This window comes from Sinorhizobium sojae CCBAU 05684 (assembly GCF_002288525.1).
GTDB lineage: Bacteria > Pseudomonadota > Alphaproteobacteria > Rhizobiales > Rhizobiaceae > Sinorhizobium > Sinorhizobium sojae.
In genome coordinates, this window is record NZ_CP023068.1 from 548911 (window position 1) to 569102 (window position 20192).

At 62.5% G+C, this 20192-nt stretch carries 18 protein-coding genes and 2 pseudogenes; 15 read left to right on the plus strand and 5 right to left on the minus strand.

The window, feature by feature from the left end; genetic code table 11:
* Window positions 1–113 precede the first annotated feature (113 nt).
* From SJ05684_RS20210 to SJ05684_RS20220, 3 genes are all read left to right on the plus strand, one after another.
* Window positions 114–2825: an ABC transporter transmembrane domain-containing protein gene (locus tag SJ05684_RS20210; RefSeq protein ID WP_034855492.1), complete on the plus strand. Its 2712-nt coding sequence runs from the start codon at window positions 114–116 to the stop codon at window positions 2823–2825.
* A gap of 94 nt (window positions 2826–2919) precedes the next feature.
* Window positions 2920–3384, plus strand: a complete 465-nt coding sequence (locus SJ05684_RS20215) for a Crp/Fnr family transcriptional regulator (protein ID WP_034855494.1) — start codon at window positions 2920–2922, stop codon at window positions 3382–3384.
* Between the two features lie 100 nt (window positions 3385–3484).
* Entirely contained in the window at window positions 3485–4234 is a 750-nt protein-coding gene (locus SJ05684_RS20220; protein ID WP_034855504.1) for an FkbM family methyltransferase, read from the plus strand.
* A 116-nt stretch (window positions 4235–4350) separates the two neighbouring features.
* Here the strand turns inward: SJ05684_RS20220 and SJ05684_RS31045 are convergent.
* From SJ05684_RS31045 to SJ05684_RS20235, 4 genes and pseudogenes are all read right to left on the minus strand, one after another.
* Window positions 4351–4422, minus strand: a pseudogene (locus SJ05684_RS31045) (DUF411 domain-containing protein); the annotation flags it as partial.
* A gap of 12 nt (window positions 4423–4434) precedes the next feature.
* Window positions 4435–4944 carry a Cu(I)-responsive transcriptional regulator gene (gene cueR / locus SJ05684_RS20230; RefSeq protein WP_034855690.1) on the minus strand — a complete coding sequence of 170 codons (510 nt, stop codon included), beginning with the start codon at window positions 4942–4944 and terminating at the stop codon, window positions 4435–4437.
* 79 nt (window positions 4945–5023) lie between these two features.
* Window positions 5024–5152 (minus strand): annotated as a pseudogene (locus SJ05684_RS29740) (hypothetical protein); the annotation flags it as partial.
* A 125-nt stretch (window positions 5153–5277) separates the two neighbouring features.
* Window positions 5278–5472, minus strand: a complete 195-nt coding sequence (locus SJ05684_RS20235; protein ID WP_034855507.1) for a hypothetical protein — start codon at window positions 5470–5472, stop codon at window positions 5278–5280.
* A 157-nt stretch (window positions 5473–5629) separates the two neighbouring features.
* On the opposite strand from SJ05684_RS20235, the gene SJ05684_RS20240 reads away from it, so the two are divergent.
* The 8 genes from SJ05684_RS20240 (at window position 5630) to SJ05684_RS20275 (ending at window position 13276) form a co-directional block, all read left to right on the plus strand.
* Complete coding sequence (locus tag SJ05684_RS20240; RefSeq protein ID WP_034855509.1) at window positions 5630–5989, plus strand: YciI family protein; 360 nt, start codon at window positions 5630–5632, stop codon at window positions 5987–5989.
* A 10-nt stretch (window positions 5990–5999) separates the two neighbouring features.
* Complete coding sequence (locus SJ05684_RS20245; protein ID WP_034855511.1) at window positions 6000–6359, plus strand: YciI family protein; 360 nt, start codon at window positions 6000–6002, stop codon at window positions 6357–6359.
* 18 nt (window positions 6360–6377) lie between these two features.
* Complete coding sequence (locus SJ05684_RS20250; protein ID WP_034855512.1) at window positions 6378–7631, plus strand: RNA polymerase sigma factor; 1254 nt, start codon at window positions 6378–6380, stop codon at window positions 7629–7631.
* A gap of 221 nt (window positions 7632–7852) precedes the next feature.
* Window positions 7853–9148: a hypothetical protein gene (locus tag SJ05684_RS20255; protein WP_034855513.1), complete on the plus strand. Its 1296-nt coding sequence runs from the start codon at window positions 7853–7855 to the stop codon at window positions 9146–9148.
* On the plus strand, window positions 9135–9920 hold the full coding sequence (locus SJ05684_RS20260; RefSeq protein WP_034855514.1) for a COG3904 family protein: 786 nt from the start codon (window positions 9135–9137) through the stop codon (window positions 9918–9920). Before SJ05684_RS20255 ends, SJ05684_RS20260 begins: the two co-directional genes overlap by 14 nt.
* A gap of 394 nt (window positions 9921–10314) precedes the next feature.
* On the plus strand, window positions 10315–11232 hold the full coding sequence (locus SJ05684_RS20265; RefSeq protein WP_034855515.1) for a DnaJ C-terminal domain-containing protein: 918 nt from the start codon (window positions 10315–10317) through the stop codon (window positions 11230–11232).
* The gene (locus SJ05684_RS20270) at window positions 11229–11570 is read left to right on the plus strand and encodes a chaperone modulator CbpM (RefSeq protein ID WP_034855516.1); all 342 of its coding nucleotides are present in this window, start codon (window positions 11229–11231) and stop codon (window positions 11568–11570) included. Before SJ05684_RS20265 ends, SJ05684_RS20270 begins: the two co-directional genes overlap by 4 nt.
* 413 nt (window positions 11571–11983) lie before the next feature.
* Window positions 11984–13276 (plus strand): NCS2 family permease, encoded by a 1293-nt coding sequence (locus SJ05684_RS20275; RefSeq protein WP_034855521.1) that lies wholly within the window; start codon window positions 11984–11986, stop codon window positions 13274–13276.
* A gap of 83 nt (window positions 13277–13359) precedes the next feature.
* Here SJ05684_RS20275 and puuE read toward each other — a convergent pair whose 3' ends face one another.
* On the minus strand, window positions 13360–14775 hold the full coding sequence (gene puuE / locus SJ05684_RS20280; protein WP_034855522.1) for an allantoinase PuuE: 1416 nt from the start codon (window positions 14773–14775) through the stop codon (window positions 13360–13362).
* Window positions 14776–14950: 175 nt separating this feature from the next.
* Between puuE and uraH the strand changes: the two genes are divergently transcribed.
* From uraH to xdhC, 4 genes are read left to right on the plus strand one after another with little or no spacing between them, the layout of a single operon-like run.
* Window positions 14951–15316 (plus strand): hydroxyisourate hydrolase, encoded by a 366-nt coding sequence (gene uraH, locus SJ05684_RS20285; protein WP_034855529.1) that lies wholly within the window; start codon window positions 14951–14953, stop codon window positions 15314–15316.
* Between the two features lie 6 nt (window positions 15317–15322).
* The gene (gene xdhA, locus SJ05684_RS20290) at window positions 15323–16801 is read left to right on the plus strand and encodes a xanthine dehydrogenase small subunit (RefSeq protein ID WP_034855531.1); all 1479 of its coding nucleotides are present in this window, start codon (window positions 15323–15325) and stop codon (window positions 16799–16801) included.
* Between the two features lie 11 nt (window positions 16802–16812).
* Window positions 16813–19149, plus strand: coding sequence for a xanthine dehydrogenase molybdopterin binding subunit (gene xdhB / locus SJ05684_RS20295; protein WP_034855533.1), 2337 nt, complete (start codon window positions 16813–16815; stop codon window positions 19147–19149).
* 5 nt (window positions 19150–19154) lie between these two features.
* A complete protein-coding gene (gene xdhC / locus SJ05684_RS20300; RefSeq protein ID WP_034855693.1) occupies window positions 19155–20012 on the plus strand; it encodes a xanthine dehydrogenase accessory protein XdhC in 858 nt (285 codons plus the stop codon).
* The last annotated feature ends 180 nt before the right edge of the window (window positions 20013–20192 follow it).

Sequence of the window (20192 nt, forward strand, 5' to 3'; positions counted from 1 at the left end):
TCGTTGAAGGGAAGCCATTGAAGATTAGGTGTAGAGAAACCATGTGCGGCGAGCGTCTGCCATCGAGGCGGCCGTGCAATCCCATACTTTAGTTCAGGTTTCATTGCCGACCCATGGAAACACGTCTTTCCCGTTACATCTGGAGCCATACCCGCAAGCAGCAGCTTTGGATCCTGCTGGTCGTGGCGTTGTCGATGATACCCTACTTCCTGTCCTTCGACCTGCCGAAGCAGATCGTCAACGGGCCGATTCAGGGTGAGGGCTTCGAAACGCCTGGGGCTACCCAGCGCTTCATGCAGATTTCCTTCGACTTGCCGATTTTCGGTCATGTCGATCTGTTTTCGGGCTTCGAGCTTGGCCGGCAAGGCACGCTGCTGGCGCTCAGCCTCGTCTTCCTCTTTCTCGTGATCGTCAACGGGCTCTTCAAATTCTACATCAACACCTACAAGGGCCGGCTTGGCGAACGACTCCTCAGGCGCATCCGTTTCGAACTGATCGATCGCGTCCTTCGTTTCCCGCCCAACCATTTGAAGCGGGTAAAGCCTGCTGAGATCGCCACCATGGTCAAGGACGAGGTCGAGCCCATGGGCGGCTTCACGGGCGACGCCTTCGTGCAGCCGGCGCTTCTCGGGGGGCAGGCGCTGACGGCGCTGATCTTTATCCTGCTCCAGAATCTCTGGCTCGGCTTCATTGCCGCGTTCGTCGTCGCCCTGCAGGCGATCATCATTCCGCGCATGCGCAAGCGGCTGCTGGTCCTCGGCCGCGAACGCCAGCTGACGGCGCGGCAGCTCTCGGGCCGGGTCAGCGAAATAGTCGACGGCATCCACACCATCCGCGGTCATGACACGACGAACTACGAAAGGGCCGACATCGCCGCGCGCCTCGGGCACATCTTCAAGATTCGCTACGACCTTTACCAGTGGAAGTTCCTGGTGAAGTTTCTCAACAACTTCCTCGCCCAGGTGACGCCGTTTCTCTTCTACTCGATCGGCGGCTACTTAGCCCTGCAGGGGCGGCTCGATATCGGCCAGCTCGTTGCGGTCATAGGCGCCTACAAGGATCTGCCAGGTCCGTTGAAAGAACTGATCGACTGGGATCAGGCGCGCCAGGACGTTCAGGTGAAATACGCTCAGGTCGTGGAGCAGTTCAGCGTCGAACCGCTGATCGATCCGAAGGTGCAGGAGGTCTCTGTGGTGCCGGCTCCTCCGCTGAGCGGCGCGCTTGCGGCGGTCAATCTTTCGCTCGCCGATGAGGGCGGGGCGAAGCTCGTCGAGCACGTATCGCTCCAGATCCGGCCGGGGGAGACGGTTGCGATCACCGGCGGCACCGGCGGTGGCGGCGAGGCACTGGCCGAGGCCTTCGGGCGGCTGACATGGCCTACAAGCGGCAGGATCGTCGTCGGTGACAACGATATCCGCGAAGTACCGGAAGCAGTCATCGGGCGGCGGATATCCTATGCTTCTTCCGAGGTCTACACCTTCCAGGGCAGCCTCGGCGACAATCTGCTTTACGGGCTCAAGCACGCGCCGCTGACCGAGGTCCTCTATGAGGGTGACAGGGCTGCCCATCGCCGCTGGGAGTTGCTGGAAGCAAAGCTTGCCGGCAATCCGTCGCACGACATCAACAGCGATTGGATCGACTACGCTGCCGCGGATGCGAGCGGTCCGGAGGATCTCTTTGCCAAGGTGAGGGCGGTTCTCGACGTTGTGCTCCTGACAAATGACGTCTTGGCGCTTGCTATCCGCTCGACGATGGATCCGGCCGAACATCCGGACTTCGCGGGCGAGATCGTCGAAATGCGCGGTGCGCTGCGCCGACGTCTGGAAGCGGAAAAGCTCAGCGATCTCGTCGTGTTCTTCGAGCCCGGCTCCTACAATATCGAAGCGACCGTCGGCGAGAACCTGCTTTTTGGCACGGTGACGGATCGGGCGCGGTGGGAGCGGGCACTGGAGAGCCACCCGTTCTTCAAGACGGTGCTGAAGCGCGCGGGTCTGCACGAGACCTTCTATCAAATGGGGCTCGAGATTGCCGAAAACGTCGTCGAACTGTTCCGCGACCTGCCTCCGGATCACCCATTCTTCCAGCAGCTCACCTTCATGACAAGCGAGGAAATCCCCGTTTACGAAGCGCTCCTGCAGAAGCTGAGAGGGCGACCACTCGCGGAGGTCTCGGAAGACGACGCAATCCGGATCATCCGTCTGTGTTTCGGCTATATCGAGACGCGGCACCGCTTCGGTCTCTTGACGGACGACCTGATGAAGAAGATCGTCGAGGCGCGGCGCGAGTTCAGCGAAGGGCTGCCCGCAGACCTCGCCGGTATCATCGAGCATTACGAGCCGAACCGTTACATGGCTTCGGCCAGCATCATCGACAACGTGCTCTTCGGCCGCATCGGCCACAAGCATACGGACGGATCGGACAGAATTCGCGCGATCGTGCGCGATCTCTTCGAATCGCTTGGGCTCTACGACAAGGTGCTGGCCTTCGGCCTCGATTTCGACGTCGGGGCGGGCGGCAAGCGTTTGACGGCAAGTCAGCGGCAGAAACTCAATCTGGCGCGCACGCTCATGCGCAACTCGGATTTCTATATTTTCAATCAGCCGCTGCTCGCCCTCGATCAGCGTACCCAGGACCAGATCACGCGGAATGTCTTTGCATTCCTAAGGGATGAGGATCGCAATCCGGCGATCGTTTGGGTCATCTCCAATCCGGCCCTCTCGGAACTCTTCGATCGCGTTGCGCATTTCGAGAATGGACGCCTGATGCACGAAGAAGCTGCCGAAACGCCTTCAAAAGACAGCGACTACAAGGAATTGGCATCTTGATGTAGTATTTGTGCGAGGAGGCAGGCATATTTCCCGAAGGATCGGGAAGGGACGTGTTTGCGGCCGTGACAGATGGGGAGAAAAGCGAACTGATATGCTCCTAAAAGACGAAGTGGAAATGCTGCGCCGGATTACGCTTTTTGCCGGTCTGCCACCAGCGAAACTCAAGCTGCTGGCGTTCACCTCCGACCGAGTGCTCTATGGCGCGGGAGAGAGCCTGTTTAATCAGGGCGACATCGGCGATGCGGCCTATGTCATCCTGTCAGGCAAAGCCGACGTGCTGGTCTCGACGCCGACCGGGCCGTTGAAGGTCGCCGAGGTGGAAGAGAATTCGATCATCGGCGAGATCGCCATTCTCTGTAATACGCCGCGCACCGCTACGATCACGACAACGACGCCGCTTGAGGCCTTACGAATACGCAAGGACGATTTCCTCAAGCTGCTGGCCGATTTCCCGGAGATGGCCGTGGAAATCATGCGCGTTCTTGCCGATCGCCTTAGCCAGACGACATCCGAACTGACAGAGGCCCGCAGCCGCGCCCAGCGCGTCGAAGCTTGAGATTTTCGCATTTTGCGCGATGGCGCGGTCGTAGCGGCGGCGCGATGATTTTGTCGTGAGCTTGGTTCCGATTTTCTGGCCGATGCGCTAGAGAAGCGCCATGCGCGCCATATCCTATTTCCAGAAAACCGTATACTTCCCCGAGAAACCGGAAAAGAAGCGCTTCTTCGCTCGGCTTCAGGCCGGAGAATGGGAGCCCGGCACCTTCCGCAACATCGAACGCCTCGTCGATGACCGTACCACGTTCATCGATATCGGCGGCTGGATCGGCGTTACCCCTTATTGGGCTGCGCAGATTGCGCACAACGTCATTGCCGTCGAGCCGGACCCGGTCTGCTTCGATGTTCTGACGCAGATGAGAGAGGGCAATGCCGGCCAGGTGGAGCTCATCAATGCCGCGCTTTCCGAGGACGAGGCCTTGGTGCTCCACTCCGTGGGCGGCGGCTTTGGCAGTTCGGAGACCTCCGCGCTCATCGCCGACGAAACGGGCATGGCGATTACCGTCAAGACCGTGACCATCCCCGACCTTCAGGCAATGGCGAAGACCGAGCGGCTTTGCTTCAAGGTCGACATCGAGGGATACGAGTACAAGGCGTTTGATCAGTTTCGCGCGATCGATCGGAAGAGGACCGCGGGTGTGCTCCTTGCCGTGCACCCTCAGATCCTTGCTGCTTCGCTGTCCGGTCCCGCCGTGCTGCGGGTGCTTCGCACCGTGGCGGCGACGTTCCGCCTCGTCCGGAGCTTCCGCGGCTTCCGGCTGGAAAATCCGTCCGCAATCTGGGCGGCGCTCCGAAAATCGCTCGTTCGGCGCGAACTCAGGGGCTTCGATCTGCTCTTCGTCGCAAGATAGCGCGAATGCACTCAGCGAAAGTGCGTTGCATGCACGCCGGTAAACGCGCTTCAGCTACGTGGGTGCACGCTATGAAAGATCGTCGGCGCTTTCCCCGCCTGCTGTGGGATTGCCTAGACTTCGTAGCTGGCTTCGGGGTCGTCACCCATGCCGAGCGAGCCCGCAGGCATAGCTGGCAAGGACTTTCCGACGGGGCATGGTCATCGGTCGCTCCTTTCCGCTTCGATCCCACTATGCGGGCGCGATCGTTGCGCACCCTGCAGGGGATCGATCCCGGCGCGTCCGAAACGGGTCGGCTCGGCTAACGTTTCCGGCTTGCCGCCGCCGCCCGAGAGATCGTCGAGGATCGGGCAATCCGGCCGGGCGTCGCCATGGCAATGCGCGGCCAGATGCTTGAGCGTGCGGCTCATCGCCTTCAGTTCTTCCGCCTTGCGCTCCAGGATCGCCACCTGACCGAGTGCAATCTTCTTGACCTCGGCGCTGGCGCGTGACCGGTCGCCCCACAGGGCCAGGAGATCAGCCATCTGCTCGACGGTGAAGCCGAGATCGCGTGCCCGGCGAATGAAGCGCAGCCTATGGACGTCGTTGTCGCCGTAGTAGCGATAGCCGGAACCGCTGCGGCTCGCAGGCGGAATGAGGCCGATCGTTTCATAGTAGCGGATCATTTTTGCCGAAACGCCTGAAGCGCGTGCGGCATCGCCGATATTCATGCGTTCACCTTTCGATTCCTGAACCAAGATATAGGCCCATTGCCAACCGGATTCCATATTCCCGGATAGAGTCGTGCCATCACGCGTGCGCCTTGAAGCGCTTGAGCCGCAGGGCGTTCCCGACGACGAAGTCTCTCGAAAGCGCCATGGCGGCGGCGGCGAAGACCGGCGAGAGCAGCGCGCCACAGGCGGGATAGAGCGCGCCCGCGTCCCGATAGCCAGGCGCCGTGCGGGACGCCGGCGCAGACAAGACACCGGACGAACCGCCACGAGGAGCTTTCAATAGGATCTAAAGGGAGATCGGGCTCGGCCGGACGCGCTGCTCCACACCCGTCAGGGCCGCAGCGCGGCGTCAACAGGAGGCGCTTCCGGTGCGGCGAGTTCAAGCACGCCAACCATCGTCGCCAGGATCGGCGCGAAGGCGCATAGTCGCAGGAAGACGCGGCGCGCCTCCATATTGCCGATTTCGTTTGGCCCTTCGCCTGGCAAACGGATCTGAATTGCAAGTGCGACGTCAAGGATGTTCATGGCCGGCGCTCCTTCTAATGGGATTGACGGCCAATGGTCGAACGCCGCCATCGCATTTCGACATGCGCTCGCCAGACTGAAGAGAAAATCCTTGGGCTTTGTCGAATCCTGCCTAGGTTGATCGTCAATAGGTTGTCGACCACAGGAGGAACGCATCATGAAATATCTTTGTCTGGTCTGGTGCAAAGAGGGGACTTTCGAGGCCTTGTCCAAGGAGGAGCAGGATGAACTCGACAGAAACTCCCTGCAATACGATCAGGACCTCGCCAGGCGCGGTCATATGGTTGCGGCCGAAGCGCTGCAGCCGCCGGCGAACTCGGTCGTGGTTCGGGTGCGTCAAGCCGAGATCTCGGTGACCGACGGCCCGTTCGCCGAAAGCAAGGAGCAGATCGCCGGTTTCATCCTTGTCGAGGCGAAGGATCTGAACGAGGCTATCCGCATTGCCGCGGGCATCCCGCTCGCCAAGCTCGGCAGCATCGAGGTGCGGCCGATCCATGATTTCGGCAGCCGTTCGTAAGGAGAGGGTGATGAACTATCTTTGCCAGATATGGTTCGAAACTTCGGCAATTGAGGACCTCTCCGAGGAGGAGCAGCAAAAGCTCACGATGGACTGCAGGGCCTACGACGATGGGCTCGTCGATCGCGGACACCTGATCCTTGCTCAGGCTCTGCGGGCGCCGGCAACCGCAAAGACAGTGCGCACGCGCGATGGCAAGATCTCGATCACCGACGGGCCCTTCGCAGAGATCAAGGAATTCCTTGGCGGCATCATTCTCTTCAAGGCGGAGAGTATGGAGGAAGCTCTCCACATAGCCAGCCGTTCGCCTCTCGCGAGGTTCGCCGCTCTGGAGGTGCGTCCGACTTACTCTATCAGTGAGGAAGATTGACAACGGGGAAGGTGTTTCGTGCAGAACCTGATCGACGAGATCTACCGCTCGCAATCCCGAAAGGTGCTTGCAACTTTGATCCGCCTGCTCGGTGATTTCGATCGGGCCGAGGAGGCGCTGCATGATGCATTCCTCCAGGCGGCGCGAAGCTGGCCCCGAGATGGCGTTCCCTCAAACCCGTCTGCCTGGCTGGTCTCGACGGGGCGGTTCCGGGCCATCGATCATCTGAGGCGAAAGGCGCGTTTCGAGGCGCGAGCGAAGGATGTCGAGGATAGTCTTTATCCGGCGGCCGACGTGGAAGCCGGCAACTTTGAGGTGATCGAGGACGATATGCTGCGCCTGATATTCGCCTGCTGCCACCCCGTCATTCCAGCGGACGCACAGATCGCCATGGGGTTGAGGGAAATATGCGGGCTGACGACCGAGGAGATTGCGCATGCTTTCCTGATGCCCGCCGCCACGGTCGCGCAGCGGATTGTTCGTGCGAAGAATCGCATCCGCTCGGCGGCGATCCCCTACGAAGTGCCCGACGAGGCGGAATTGCCTGACCGGCTTCAGCGCGTCCTTCATGTCGTCTATCTGGTATTCAACGAGGGCTACTCGGCCTCCTCCGGAGGAGAGTTCATCAGAGCGGATTTGACCGCCGAGGCCATTCGCCTTTCCCGAACGCTCTTTGCCCTTCTTCCGGATGCCGAGGTTTCGGGATTGCTGGCACTCATGTTGTTGCAGGAGTCACGGCGGGCCGCAAGACGGGGGAAGTCCGGCGAGATCGTCCTGCTTGCCGACCAGGACCGCTCTCTTTGGGATTTGGAAATGATCCGGGAAGGCCTTGCCCTGGTCGATACGGCATCTCGCGGCCGGATAGTTGGCTACTACACCCTGCAGGCGGCCATTGCCGCGGAACATGCGCGGGCGCGGAATGCGGAAGAGACCGACTGGCGCCGCATCGTCGCATGCTACGATTTGCTTCTGCTTGCCTGCCCATCTCCCATCGTCGAACTCAACCGCGCCGTGGCCGTAGCCATGTGCAAGGGGCCGGCGACGGGGCTTGAGCTCCTGGAGGCTATCTTGTCCAGGGGCGAACTGCGGAACTACCATCTCGCCTATGCGGCCCGTGCAGATTTCCTTCGCCAACTCGGGCGTTTCCCCGAGGCGCGCCTCGGCTACCAGGCCGCCCTCGATCTCTGCCGTCAGGAACCGGAGAAGGCGTTCCTTCGCAAGCGCATTGCGGAGCTTGCGAGCGAAGACCCGGGCTACTGCCTATCTCCTTAGGCCGCGCTCGGAGATATGCAGCAATTCAAAGTGGTGCGGTGACTTTGCGCGTCTGACAAGACGCCCTCGCGACCTCCCTTTAGCCACACACAATCTCAACGTTTGAAGCACATACCCGGCTCTCCGGAGGCGCTACACCGATTGGCGCCAGTGACGGCCTTTATTCCGCCCGCTTCTTCATTCTTTGTTAAGGAATACATTCCTTTGCGGAGATTTCGCTCATGACGCTCGGAGCATCCCAACGTTTGCACGAGGGCGTCGCGGCCGTCGAGACCATGACGCGTTTTGCGCTCGCAGTGCTGGCGCTCGCTTCGGGCGTCTACACCTATCTCGGCGTGCGCAGCCTTCTCGACGGCTCGCCGACCGCGGTGTTCTTCGCGGCGATGATCTACTCGGCCTCGGTCTCTGTCGCCATCTACGCCTTCTGGTCCTATATGGCCCGCTTCTATCCGCACGTGACCACTCATGCGGGCCGGGTGGCGATGTTGGGTGTGATGGCGTTGGGCGCGGCGATGATCATCGCCATGTCGAGCTGGCTCAATGCGGCGGCACTGGCCGGTTCGGCCGCGCTCGAGCAGCATCTTGCGGAAACGGTAGAGGACTATAGCGGTGACCTCGATCAGGCGCATCAGAATGCACTCGCGGCCCAAAGCCTTCTTCCCGATATCCAGCGCGCGTCCGAACGCTTCGCCCAGCTCGCCGTCTCGGAGCGGCAATCGGGAGCGCTGACGGGGACGCAAGGTTCCGGGAGCGTGGTGCAGCTTCTGTCGCAAATGTCGGCGCAGATGAAGGAGCTGGAGAATGGCGTCAATGCCTCCCGCGAACAGGTCACGAAACTGTTCAATGACGGGCAGAAGCGGCTCGAAACTATGCGCAAGCTCGTCTCGGCGCCAGGCGCCGTGGCACCGCGTGCCGACCAGTTCTCCTCCGAAGTGGTGGCGCTCACGGGTGTGATAGCCTCCCTGGGACAGACGTCGATCGCGCCTTCGATCCGCCGCGCCGCGGACGACCTCTCCCTCGGCTTCATCGCGCCGGTCGCCGATGGCGGCGATGCCGATCTTGTCAACCGCCAGGACGCGGTGATGGAGACGGTACGGTCGTCGGTCGCGGCGCAGTCCAAGGTTCTTTCCGAAGCGGCCGACGAAATTCTCGCCCGTGCACCCGTGGCGGAGCGCCGCTTCGTGCCGCTCTCCTCCGCCGAAGCCGTGTTGCGCTACGCGACCGATTTCATCCCGGCCTGGGCCGGTGCCATTTCCATCGATCTGTTGCCGGGCGTCCTGGTCTTCATTCTGGCCACGGTGCACGGCGTCATCCGCAAGCAGGAGGAGAAGATGCCGTTTGCCGATCGCATTACGGCGGCCGAGCTCCTGAAAGCGCTTGAGGTACAGCGAGCCGTGACGGCAAAAGCGGTGAGCCCATCGGAGACTGGCGTCCCTCCGGAGGGCGAAGAGCCCAACAATATCACCAGCCTGGAGGCGAGGGCGCGTGCAAAGGATCGGTCGCATGAGGATCGATGAGGCTTTCAAGGCGCTGGCGCGGCTCGACGACGGTGCGCTGATGCGCGGCGCCTTCATCACCCTGCTGTCGGCGGCGGGGATATTCCTCTGGATCGATATGCGCGAAATCGCGGCCATGAATGCCGAATTTCCGGGCACCGACCCGCTTCTTCAGGATCAGCCGGTCCTGCCCCCGGCTCTGACCGAGGGCGTGCCGAACGCTCCGCCGGTACAACCCGCGACCTCCGGCGAAGTGCTGCGCCAGCCGATGAAATTCGAACTCAAATCCGGTGGCCTATTGCTCGCCGAAGGTACCATCGACCTCGGGGCAGCGGCGCGCTTCGCCGAGGAGATCGAGGCGCGCGGTGAATATGTGAGGACGGTGGCGCTCAATTCCCCGGGCGGGTCGGTGGAGGACGCGCTCGCCATGTCGAACCTGATCCGCGAAAAGAAGCTCGACACCAAGGTGGCGACGAGAGCGCTCTGCGCCTCCTCCTGCCCAATCGTCTTTGCCGGCGGCGTTGGGCGTATGGCCGAAAAGGATGCCGTCGTCGGGGTGCACCAGGTGTTTGACGGCAGCGGACACCAAACGACGGCAGAACAGGCCATGTCGGCCGCGCAATCCACCACCGCCCGCGTCGCCCGCCACCTCGATGCGATGGGCATTGGCGCCGGACTCTGGTTCAATGCCCTCGAAACGCCGCCGGACCGGCTCTACTACCTCACGGTGGAGGAGATGGCGGATTTCAAACTGACGACGGAACCGGTCGCAACCGCCGAGAGAAAGGGCTGAGCCACTTCTGCGACCCGCCTAGCGCGGGAAACTGTGCGCGGTTATCCGCCCGCATCCCGCGCTAATTTCCTAGAATCGATCACGTTTATGATTTTAGGTCGATCCGACCTAAAATCATCGTGATCTAGCGGCGGCGCGGAGATCCGCCTGCGCCACTCGAATCAAGGTTCTACCGGCTGACGACTTTGGCCGGCGTGCTGTTCCCTGATCACTCCCTTTTTGAAATCGACGCTCGATGACACCATGTCCTTATGGCAGGATCCGCCGCCTGTGAGTGGTCAGGTCCTCCATTCGGTGCCGTAGTGCTGTGGCGCGCACGCCTTGGTCTTGGAAAGACCACGGATGGCAGGACTGGAGGCGAGGATCCGCGGATGAAATCGATGGAGGGCAATCGGTGAGTGACGATCCATATCAGGTTCTTGGTGTTTCGCGCACGGCCACGCAGGACGATATCCGCAAAGCCTATCGCCAGCGCGCGAAGCAATTGCATCCCGATTTGCACCCGGGCGACAAGGAGGTGGAAGCCCAATTCAAAGCGCTTTCGGCGGCCTACCAACTGCTGAACAACCCCGAGCAGCGCGCCCGCTTCGATCGCGGCGAGATCGATGCCTCGGGGGCAGAGCGGCCGCAGCAGCACTTCTACAGGCACTATGCCGATGCAGACCAGGCACGCCGCTATACATCTTCGGCCGGAGCGGGCGAATTCGAGGATATGTCGGACATCTTTTCCGACCTTTTCGGCCGGGGAAGGGGCGGCGGCCGGTTCAAGGCGCGCGGCCAGGACCTCTACTATCAGTTGGAGATCGAGTTCCTTGAGGCCGTCAACGGTGCCCGGCGCCGCATCACCTTTCCCGACGGAAACACGCTCGATCTTACGATTCCCGCCGGCACGCGCGATGCCAGCACGCTACGGCTCAAGGGGAAGGGCACGCCCGGGATCGGCGGCGGCGAGAACGGAGACGCCCTGATCCAAGTCAGCGTCCGTTCTCATCCGGTTTTCCGTCGCGAAGGCAACGACATCGAAATCGACCTGCCGATCACGCTCTATGAGGCAGTGCTCGGCGCCAAGGTCGAGGTGCCGACGATTTCCGGCCGCGTATCAATGACCGTCCCAAAAGGTTCGAACACCGGCAATGTCCTTCGTCTCAGGGGCAAGGGCGTGAAGCCTCAACAGGGCCCGGCGGGGGATCAGCGCGTCGTTCTGAACGTTGTTCTGCCGGAGAAGGTTGATCCTGACCTCGAAAAATTCATGGAAGGCTGGCGCGGGACGCATGCCTATGATCCGCGCGGCGCGCTACGGAGGGCCTCATGAAGCTGCGCGAAAGGGAAGTCCTCGAAGTGTTCGGTGCCGTCACCCTCAGGCAATTGCGCCAATGGGTGCAGCGCGGCTGGATCATGCCGTCGCAGGGCGAAGGCGGCCCCCTTTTCGACGAGGTCGACGTCGCTCGAATTCGCCTGGTCTGTGAACTGCGAAGCGACATGAACGTCAATGATGACGCCGTGCCGATTATCCTGGCGCTGCTGGATCAGCTTTACGGGCTGAGATGCGAACTCCGGACGGTCGCAACGGCTCTTGTGGACCAGCCCGAAGACGTCCGCCAGCGATTGAGGCAAGCCCTCTCGGCGCGAGCGGCCGGCGCGCACAAGTAGGCTTCGACCGAAAGCAATAGTAGCAAAGGTGGTTTCAGAGCCCCGCCCGTTCGGCATCGCCGAGCGGGTGCCGCGTCCCGACTGCCGCGGGATTTTTGAAAGTGTTTCGTCTTCCGCTGGGAAATGGGTGGCTAGCGGTCGCTCGCGCGACGAAGCACAATTGCCGGGCTGCGAATGAGAGGCGAGAGCGCTCATGCGCCGCGGCCCGCGGGCCGCCGTGGCCGTTTGCATGGATCGTCCGACGATCGGTCAGAAACAACAATGGTCGGAGCCGGAGGAGCGGCTGCCGGCCCCTGTCTCACGGCGGCGCGACTGCCGGAGCGGGTCGAGGAGAGGCGGCCGGATTCCAGGAGTCCGTGTCCTGCCGTGAGGAACGATCACGTCCATGATCGTCGTGATCCAAGGGAGGAACAATGTTCGAGCGACTTTTCAAACTGAAAGAGCATGACACCACGATCCGCGCCGAAGTGGTGGCCGGTCTCACGACATTCCTGACGATGTCGTACATCATCTTTGTCAACCCGGATATCCTGTCGACCACCGGCATGGATCGCGACGCGGTCTTCGTCGCGACCTGTCTTGCGGCGGCCTTGGGTTCCGCCGTGATGGCGCTCGTCGCCAATTGGCCGATCGGCATGGCGCCGGGCATGGGGCTCAATGCCTTCTTCGCCTTCACCGTGGTGGCCGCGCTCGGCTTCACCTGGCAGCAGGCGCTTGGCGCCGTTTTCATCTCGGGCATCATCTTCCTGTTCTTGACGGTGACGGGCGTCCGCAGTTGGCTGATCGCCGGCATTCCGCCTTCGCTGCGGAGCGCCATTGCGGCCGGTATCGGCCTCTTCCTCGGCATTATCGCGCTCAAGAATGCGGGCATCGTCGTCGACAATCCGGCGACGCTGGTCGGCCTCGGCGACCTCAAGCAAACCGGCCCGCTGCTGGCGATCCTTGGCTTCTTCGTCATCGCGGTGCTCGACTCGCTGAGGGTCCGCGGTTCGATCCTGATCGGCATCCTGGTGGTGACGGTTCTGTCGATGGTTCTCGGCGTCTCCGAATTCAAGGGCGTCGTTTCCGCACCGCCGAGCATCGCACCGACGTTCTTCCAGCTCGACATCATGGGCGCGCTGCATGGCGGCCTCGTCCATGTGATCCTCGTCTTCGTACTCGTGGAAGTCTTCGATGCCACCGGTACGCTGATCGGCGTTGCCAAGCGGGCGAAGCTGGTGGAAGAAGGTAAGCCCAGCCGCCTCGGCCGCGCGCTGCTTGCCGACAGCTCGGCAATCATCGCCGGTTCGATGATCGGCACGAGCAGCACCACCGCCTATGTCGAAAGCGCCTCCGGCGTGCAGGCGGGCGGCCGCACCGGGCTGACCGCGCTCACCATCTCGGTGCTGTTCCTCGCGGCCCTTTTCGTCTCCCCGCTTGCCGCCGCCGTCCCGTCCTACGCAACCGCGCCGGCGCTGCTCTACGTTGCGGGGCTGATGATGCGCGAACTGACGGAAATCGAGTGGGACGACCTGACCGAGGCGGCGCCGGCTGCACTGACCGCGCTCGCCATGCCCTTCACCTACTCGATTGCCAACGGCCTCGCCTTCGGCTTCGTGAGCTACGTGATCCTGAAACTGTGCACGGGCCGCTGGACCGTCATCCACCCGGCGACGCAGATCGTTGCAGCGCTGTTCATCGTGCGCTTTGCCTTCTTCGCCGAGTGACGTTTCGGGACAATGGAAACGGCCGGACCCGCAGCAATGCGGGTCCGGCCGGTTTCTCTTGGAGGTCGTTGCGCTTGTTCTCGTCAGCTCGGCAGCATGTCCTGGAGGCGAAGAGCCGCGATGCGCTCCACCTGGCGGCAGGCTGTCTCGAATTCGGTGTCGCGGCCGTTGCAGATCCGGTCTTCGAAAGCGGCGAGGATTTCGTCCTTGCTGCGCCCCCTGACCGCCATGACGAAGGGAAAGCCGAATTTCTCGACATAGGCGCCGTTGAGGGTGGTGAAGCGTTCGCGCTCGCCATCGGTCAGCGCGTCGAGGCCGGCCGAGGCCTGCTCGTCGGTCGAGCTCTCGGTCAGGCGCTTTGCTTGGGCGAGCTTTCCTGCGAGATCCGGGTGGGCGTTGAGAACGGCAATCCGTTCGGCCTCGCTCGCCGCCCGGAAGACCCCCGTCAGCGCCGCATGGAGGCCAAGTGCCGTGTCGTTGGCAGGCGAGAGCTCGCCGGCAAAGGCGCGCCGGGCGATCCAGTCCGAGTGCTCGAACACGCCGCCGAAACGGGCGACGAAATCCTCCTCGGAAAGCCGCGAGGGGCGATCGTCGTTCGGGCGGAACGGGTAGGCCTCGGCCCAGTAGTGGGCGATATCGATACGGCGGGCGAGCCAGACTTTTTCATGGCTCTTGACGTAGTCGATGAAGCGGGCGAGTGCGGCCGCACGCCCGGGCCGTCCGGCGAGACGGCAGTGAAGGCCGATGCTCATCATCTTCGGAAAACCGGCCAGCCCTTCGGCGTAGAGCATGTCGAAACTGTCCTTCAGATAGCTGAAGAACTGATCACCGCTATTGAAGCCCTGTGCCGTTGCGAAACGCATGTCGTTGGCGTCGAGCGTATAGGGGATGACAAGCTGGTGCCGGCCCGCATGGTCGTGCCAGTAAGGCAGGTCGTCCGCATAGCTGTCGGAAACATAATCGAAGCCGCCGGCCGCCGTGATGAGGTCGAGCGTGTTCTCCGAGCAGCGGCCGGTATACCAGCCCCGCGGCCGCTCGCCGGTGACGATCGTGTGGAGCCGGACCGCCTCGGCCATCATCGCGCGCTCTTCCGCGGCGGTGAAATCCCTGTGCTCGATCCATTTCAGCCCATGGGAAGCGATCTCCCAGCCGGCACTCTGCATGGCGGCTACCTGTGCGGGGGATCGCTGCAGGGCGGTTGCGACGCCGTAGACCGTCACCGGCACGTGCCGGCCGGTAAGAAGCCGGTGCAATCTCCAGAAGCCGGCGCGCGCACCGTATTCGTAGATCGACTCCATGTTCCAGTGACGCTTGCCGGGCCAGGGCTCCGCGCCCACGATTTCCGACAGGAACGCCTCGGAGGCCGCATCGCCGTGCAGTATGCAATTCTCGCCGCCCTCCTCGTAATTGACGACGAATTGCACGGCAATGCGGGCCTCATCCGGCCAGATGATCTTCGGACTTGGGCCGTAGCCGTGGAGATCGCGCGGATATCTCATGAGAAGCAAATCCTCCTTTGGTTTTCTCGATGAAAGGATTCGTAGCGAGAAACATTCGGGCCAATTCCCCTGGAAAATTTTGAAAGTCTCGAAGCTTGAGCACGCTACACAAGGCGGGCGGTCCTCCGGATACTCGGCCATCGACTACCGAGAGCGAGTCGGGAGGAGAATAGGCATGCAAACACAGAACGGCGGCGCCGGGCGGCTGACGACCCACGTGCTGGACACGGCAAGCGGCAAACCGGCCGCGAACCTGCGGATCGACCTTTATCGTCTCGATGGCGAGTGGCGCGAGCATATCGCTTCGATCCGCACGAATGATGATGGCCGATGCGATGAGCCGATGCTCAGCGGCGATGCGATGGAAAGCGGGACCTACGAACTGCGGTTCCACGCGGGCGAATATATGGGTGTCGAACGCGATGCCGGTCCGTTCCTCGACCTTATTCCGATCCGCTTCGGAATCGCCGATCCGGCCGCGCATTATCACGTGCCGCTCCTGCTTGCGCCTTTCGGCTATTCCACCTATCGCGGGAGCTGAAAAGCCATGACCACCGAGATCCGCAACACGATCCGTTTCGTTCTGAACGACCGACTGGTCGAGCTTGCCGACGTCTCGCCGGTCCAGACCCTGCTCGACTTCCTGCGCATCGATCGCAACCTGCGCGGCACCAAGGAGGGCTGTGCCGAAGGCGATTGCGGCGCCTGCACAGTGCTCGTCGGCCGATTGTTCGAGGGCCGGGTGAAATACGAATCCGTCAATGCCTGCATCCGCTTCGTTGCTTCGCTCGATAGCTGTCATGTCGTGACGGTGGAGGCGCTTTCCCGGCCGGACGGTCCGCTGCATCCGGTGCAGCAGGCAATGGTCGAGACCCATGCCTCCCAATGCGGCTTTTGCACGCCCGGCTTCGTGATGTCGCTTTACGGCCTCTGGATGGCAAACCCGAAACCGAGTATCCGGGAGATCGAGAAGGCGCTGCAGGGCAATCTCTGTCGCTGCACCGGCTATGCCGCCATCATCCGCGCGGCAGAGGCGATCTCGTCGATCGGAGAACTCGGGAAGGATCCGCTCGTTGCCGAGCGCAATACGATCACCCGACAGCTCGCCTTGCTCAAGGATGGCCGTCGCGTCGAGATCGGCAGCGAAGACGAACGCATCGTGCTGCCAGGCTCGGTCGACGATCTGGCCGCGGTGCTCGAAGCCAATCCGAAGGCGACGATTGTTGCCGGCTCCACCGATGTCGGGCTGTGGGTGACGAAGTTCATGCGCCAGATCGCGCCGGTCGTTCACCTCTCTCATCTCGATGAGCTGCGACGGATATCCGCCGATGGGAGCGGTATCACGGTTGGCGCAGGTGTCAGCTATACGGAGGCCCACCCGGTCATTTTGCGTCACTTCCCGCAATTGCGAGAGCTCTGGGATCGGATCGGTGGCGAGCAGGTGCGCAACATGGGTACCGTCGGCGGGAATATCGCCAACGGCTCTCCGATCGGCGACACGCCGCCGGCTTTGATCGCGCTCGGCGCATCGGTGTCGCTGCGAAAGGGGAAGAGGCGGCGGACGCTGCCGCTCGAGGGCTACTTCATCGAGTACGGCAGGCAGGATCGCGAGCCTGGCGAATTCGTCGAGAACATCCGGATTCCGTTCATTGGCGAGGAGGAGCGTCTTGCGGTCTACAAGATTTCCAAACGCTTCGACGAGGACATCTCGGCCATCTGCGGCGCTTTCCGCGTGAAGTTCGAGGAAGGCCGGGTTGCCGATACGGTCATTGCCTTCGGCGGCATGGCCGGCACGCCGAAGCGCGCCGCCAGTGTGGAGGCCGCGCTGAAGGGGGCCGTCTGGAGCGAAGCCGCAGTCGAGGCGGCCGTCTCCGCCTTTGATCAGGATTTCACGCCGCTCAGCGATTGGCGCGCCTCGGCGGACTACCGCATGCTGGTCGCCAAGAACCTTCTCAGGCGCTTCTATCTGGAGACTCAGGAGACACGAAACACGCGTATCGACCGCATTGTCGCGGTCGCTGTCTAGGAGGTGGAGCGATGAACGTGATGCAGCCCATCGACCGCATCCGCGGCGGCGTCCACGAGAAGGAGCGGCACGAATCCGGCCGCAAGCATGTCACGGGAACGGCCGAATATATCGACGACATCCCGGAGCCGGCCGGCACATTGCACGGCTATCTCGGACTGTCCGGGCGCGCACATGCGGAAATTCTGTCGATCGATTTCGAGGCCGTGAAGACCAGCCCCGGCGTCGTCGGCGTGCTGGCCGCGGGGGATATTCCCGGCGAGAACGACATCAGCCCCGCGCATAAGCACGACGATCCGGTCTTCGCAACCGGTAAGGTCGAGTTCCACGGCCAGCCGATCTTCGCCGTTATCGCCACCACACGTGACGCAGCCAGGCGTGCAGCAGCAAAGGCCAGGATCGAATATCGCGATCTTCCGCACGTTACCGACGTGCTGGAGGCGGCGGCCGCGGATTATCCGCTGGTCGTCGATCCGCTGAAGCTCGAGCGGGGCGACATCGTTGCCGGTTTTGCCAGATCGCGGCATGTCGTCGAGGGCGAGATGCGGATCGGCGGCCAGGATCATTTCTATCTCGAAGGCCACATCTCCTTCGCCATCCCGGGCGAGGACGACGAGGTGACGGTCTTAGCCTCGACCCAGCATCCCAGCGAGACGCAGCACATGGTCGCGCAGGTGCTCGGCGTTCCGTCCAATGCGGTGACAGTCAATGTCCGTCGCATGGGGGGCGCCTTCGGCGGCAAGGAGACCCAGGCGAACCTCTTCGCCGCGGTCGCGGCGCTTGCGGCGAAGAAATTCGGCCGCGCCGTCAAGGTGCGCCCGGACCGCGACGACGACATGACGGCGACCGGCAAACGCCACGATTTCCATGTCGGCTACAAGATCGGTTTTGATGACGACGGCCGGATCGGGGCGGTGGACGCGGTCTTCGCTGCGCGCTGCGGCTTCTCGGCCGATCTCTCCGGGCCCGTGACCGACCGCGCGCTCTTCCACGCCGATAATTGCTATTTTTATCCGAACGTCCGGCTGCGCTCGCGGCCATTGAAGACCAATACGGTCTCGAATACCGCCTTTCGCGGCTTCGGCGGCCCGCAGGGCATGGTCTGCGGCGAGCGCATGATCGAGGACGTCGCCTATACTCTTGGCAAGGACCCACTCGAGATCCGCAAGCTCAACTTCTACGGCGGCGAGGGGCGCAATCTCACACCCTACCACCAGACCGTGGATGACAACATCATCGGCCGGATCATCGAAGAGCTGGAGGTCTCGGCCGACTACGCTTCCCGCCGGCAGGCCGTGCTTGCCTTCAACCGCGAGAGCCACGTCGTCAAGCGCGGCATTGCGCTGACGCCGGTGAAGTTCGGCATCTCCTTCACCAAGACAGAATACAACCAGGCTGGCGCCCTGATCCATGTCTATACGGACGGGTCGATCCAACTGAACCATGGCGGCACGGAAATGGGGCAGGGGCTCTATACCAAGGTCGCCCAGCTCGTGGCCGACGAGTTCCAGGTCGATCTCGACCGGATCAAGGTAACGGCGACCTCGACCGGCAAGGTGCCGAACACCTCGGCGACCGCAGCCTCCTCCGGGTCCGACCTGAACGGAATGGCCGCCGCCAATGCGGCCCAGCAGATCAAGGCGCGCCTGGTGCGCTTTGCGTCGGAGCGCTACGGCGTCAGCGAAGCGGACGTGGCGTTTGAGCCGAATACGATCCGAGTCGGTGCCGATCGCATTGCCTTTGTCGACTTCATCAAGTCTGCCTATGCGGCGCGCGTGCAGCTTTCGGCGGCCGGTTTCTACAAGACGCCGAAGATCCATTGGGATCGCTCGGAGGGGAGGGGCCGCCCGTTCTATTATTATGCCTATGGCGCCTCGTGCTCCGAGGTTAGTGTCGACACGCTGACCGGCGAATACCGGGTCGAGCGTACCGATATCATCCATGACGTCGGCCGGTCGCTCAATCCGGCGCTTGATCTCGGCCAGGTGGAAGGCGCCTTCGTCCAGGGTATGGGCTGGCTCACGACCGAGGAGCTCTGGTGGGACGCGCAGGGACGACTGCGCACCCATGCCCCCTCGACCTACAAGATCCCGCTCGCCTCGGACCGGCCGCGCGTCTTCAACGTGCGTCTCGCCGAATGGTCGGTCAATCGCGAGGAGACGATCCGTCGCTCGAAGGCGGTCGGGGAACCGCCCTTCATGCTGGGCATTTCCGTCCTCGAAGCGATATCCATGGCCGCGGCGAGTGTTGCGGGCTATCGTATTCCGCCGCGCATCGATGCGCCGGCGACGCCGGAGCGGGTGCTGATGGCGATCGAGCGACTGCGCGCCGCTAAAACGAATGGATGATGGAGATGGCGACGAGGGAGGACATCCGGGATTTTCTCGCCCAGGAGGCGGCCTGCATCCTCGTCGAGGTGACGGGAGCGGCTGGCTCCACTCCGCGCGACACGGATGCCTGGATGCTCGTCTCTCCCGACCGGATCTTTGCCACGATCGGCGGCGGGCAATTGGAATATCTGGCGATCGACCACGCGCGAGAGCTGCTCAAGGGTGCTTCTGCCGAGGATCGGTTGGAAATACCCCTCGGCCCGGAAATCGGCCAGTGCTGCGGCGGCCGCGTAGCGCTCTCCTTTGCGGCCGTCGACGACGAAGCCCACAATAAGCTGGTCGAGCGCTGCGACGGCGAGCTGGCGCGTCGCCCTCACGTTTATGTTTTCGGCGCCGGCCATGTCGGCAATGCACTCGCCATCGCCCTGTCGCTTACGCCGGTCCGAACTCTGCTGGTCGATACGCGCGAGCACGAGCTTGCAACGGTCGATGTGCCGGGCGTCGAAACCTGGCTCACGGCCATGCCGGAGACCATCGTTCGCGATGCACCGGCAGGTAGCGCCTTCGTCATCCTCACCCATGACCATGCGTTGGATTTCCTCATCGCCGCGGAGGCGCTCGCCCGCGGGGATGCCTCCTACGTTGGCATGATCGGCTCGAAAACGAAACGCGCAACCTTCAGAAACTGGCTCTCCCGTGAAATCGAGCGCCCTGAGCTTTTCGACCAACTCGTCTGCCCGATTGGCGGTGCGATGCTCAAGGACAAGCGGCCGGCGGTGATCGCGGCTCTTGCCACCGCCGAGGTTCTCACGGCAGTGCTCGCGCCCGAGCGGCCGAGGCACCGGTCGCTGAGAAAGTTCAAGTCGGAGGTCAGTTCCTAGCAGTGAATAACTGACGCCGGGCATCGAAAGACTGGTGTCGATTCTTGTCCTTCCTCTGGAAAAAACAGTTTGAGGATAGCCACCTGCAGTTGCTTCGGCTAGCGTGCGCATTACAGCGCCGCGCGTCTTTTCAGACGCGCAAAGGTCGCTGTAACTATTTGAAGCTGCGCATCGAGCTTT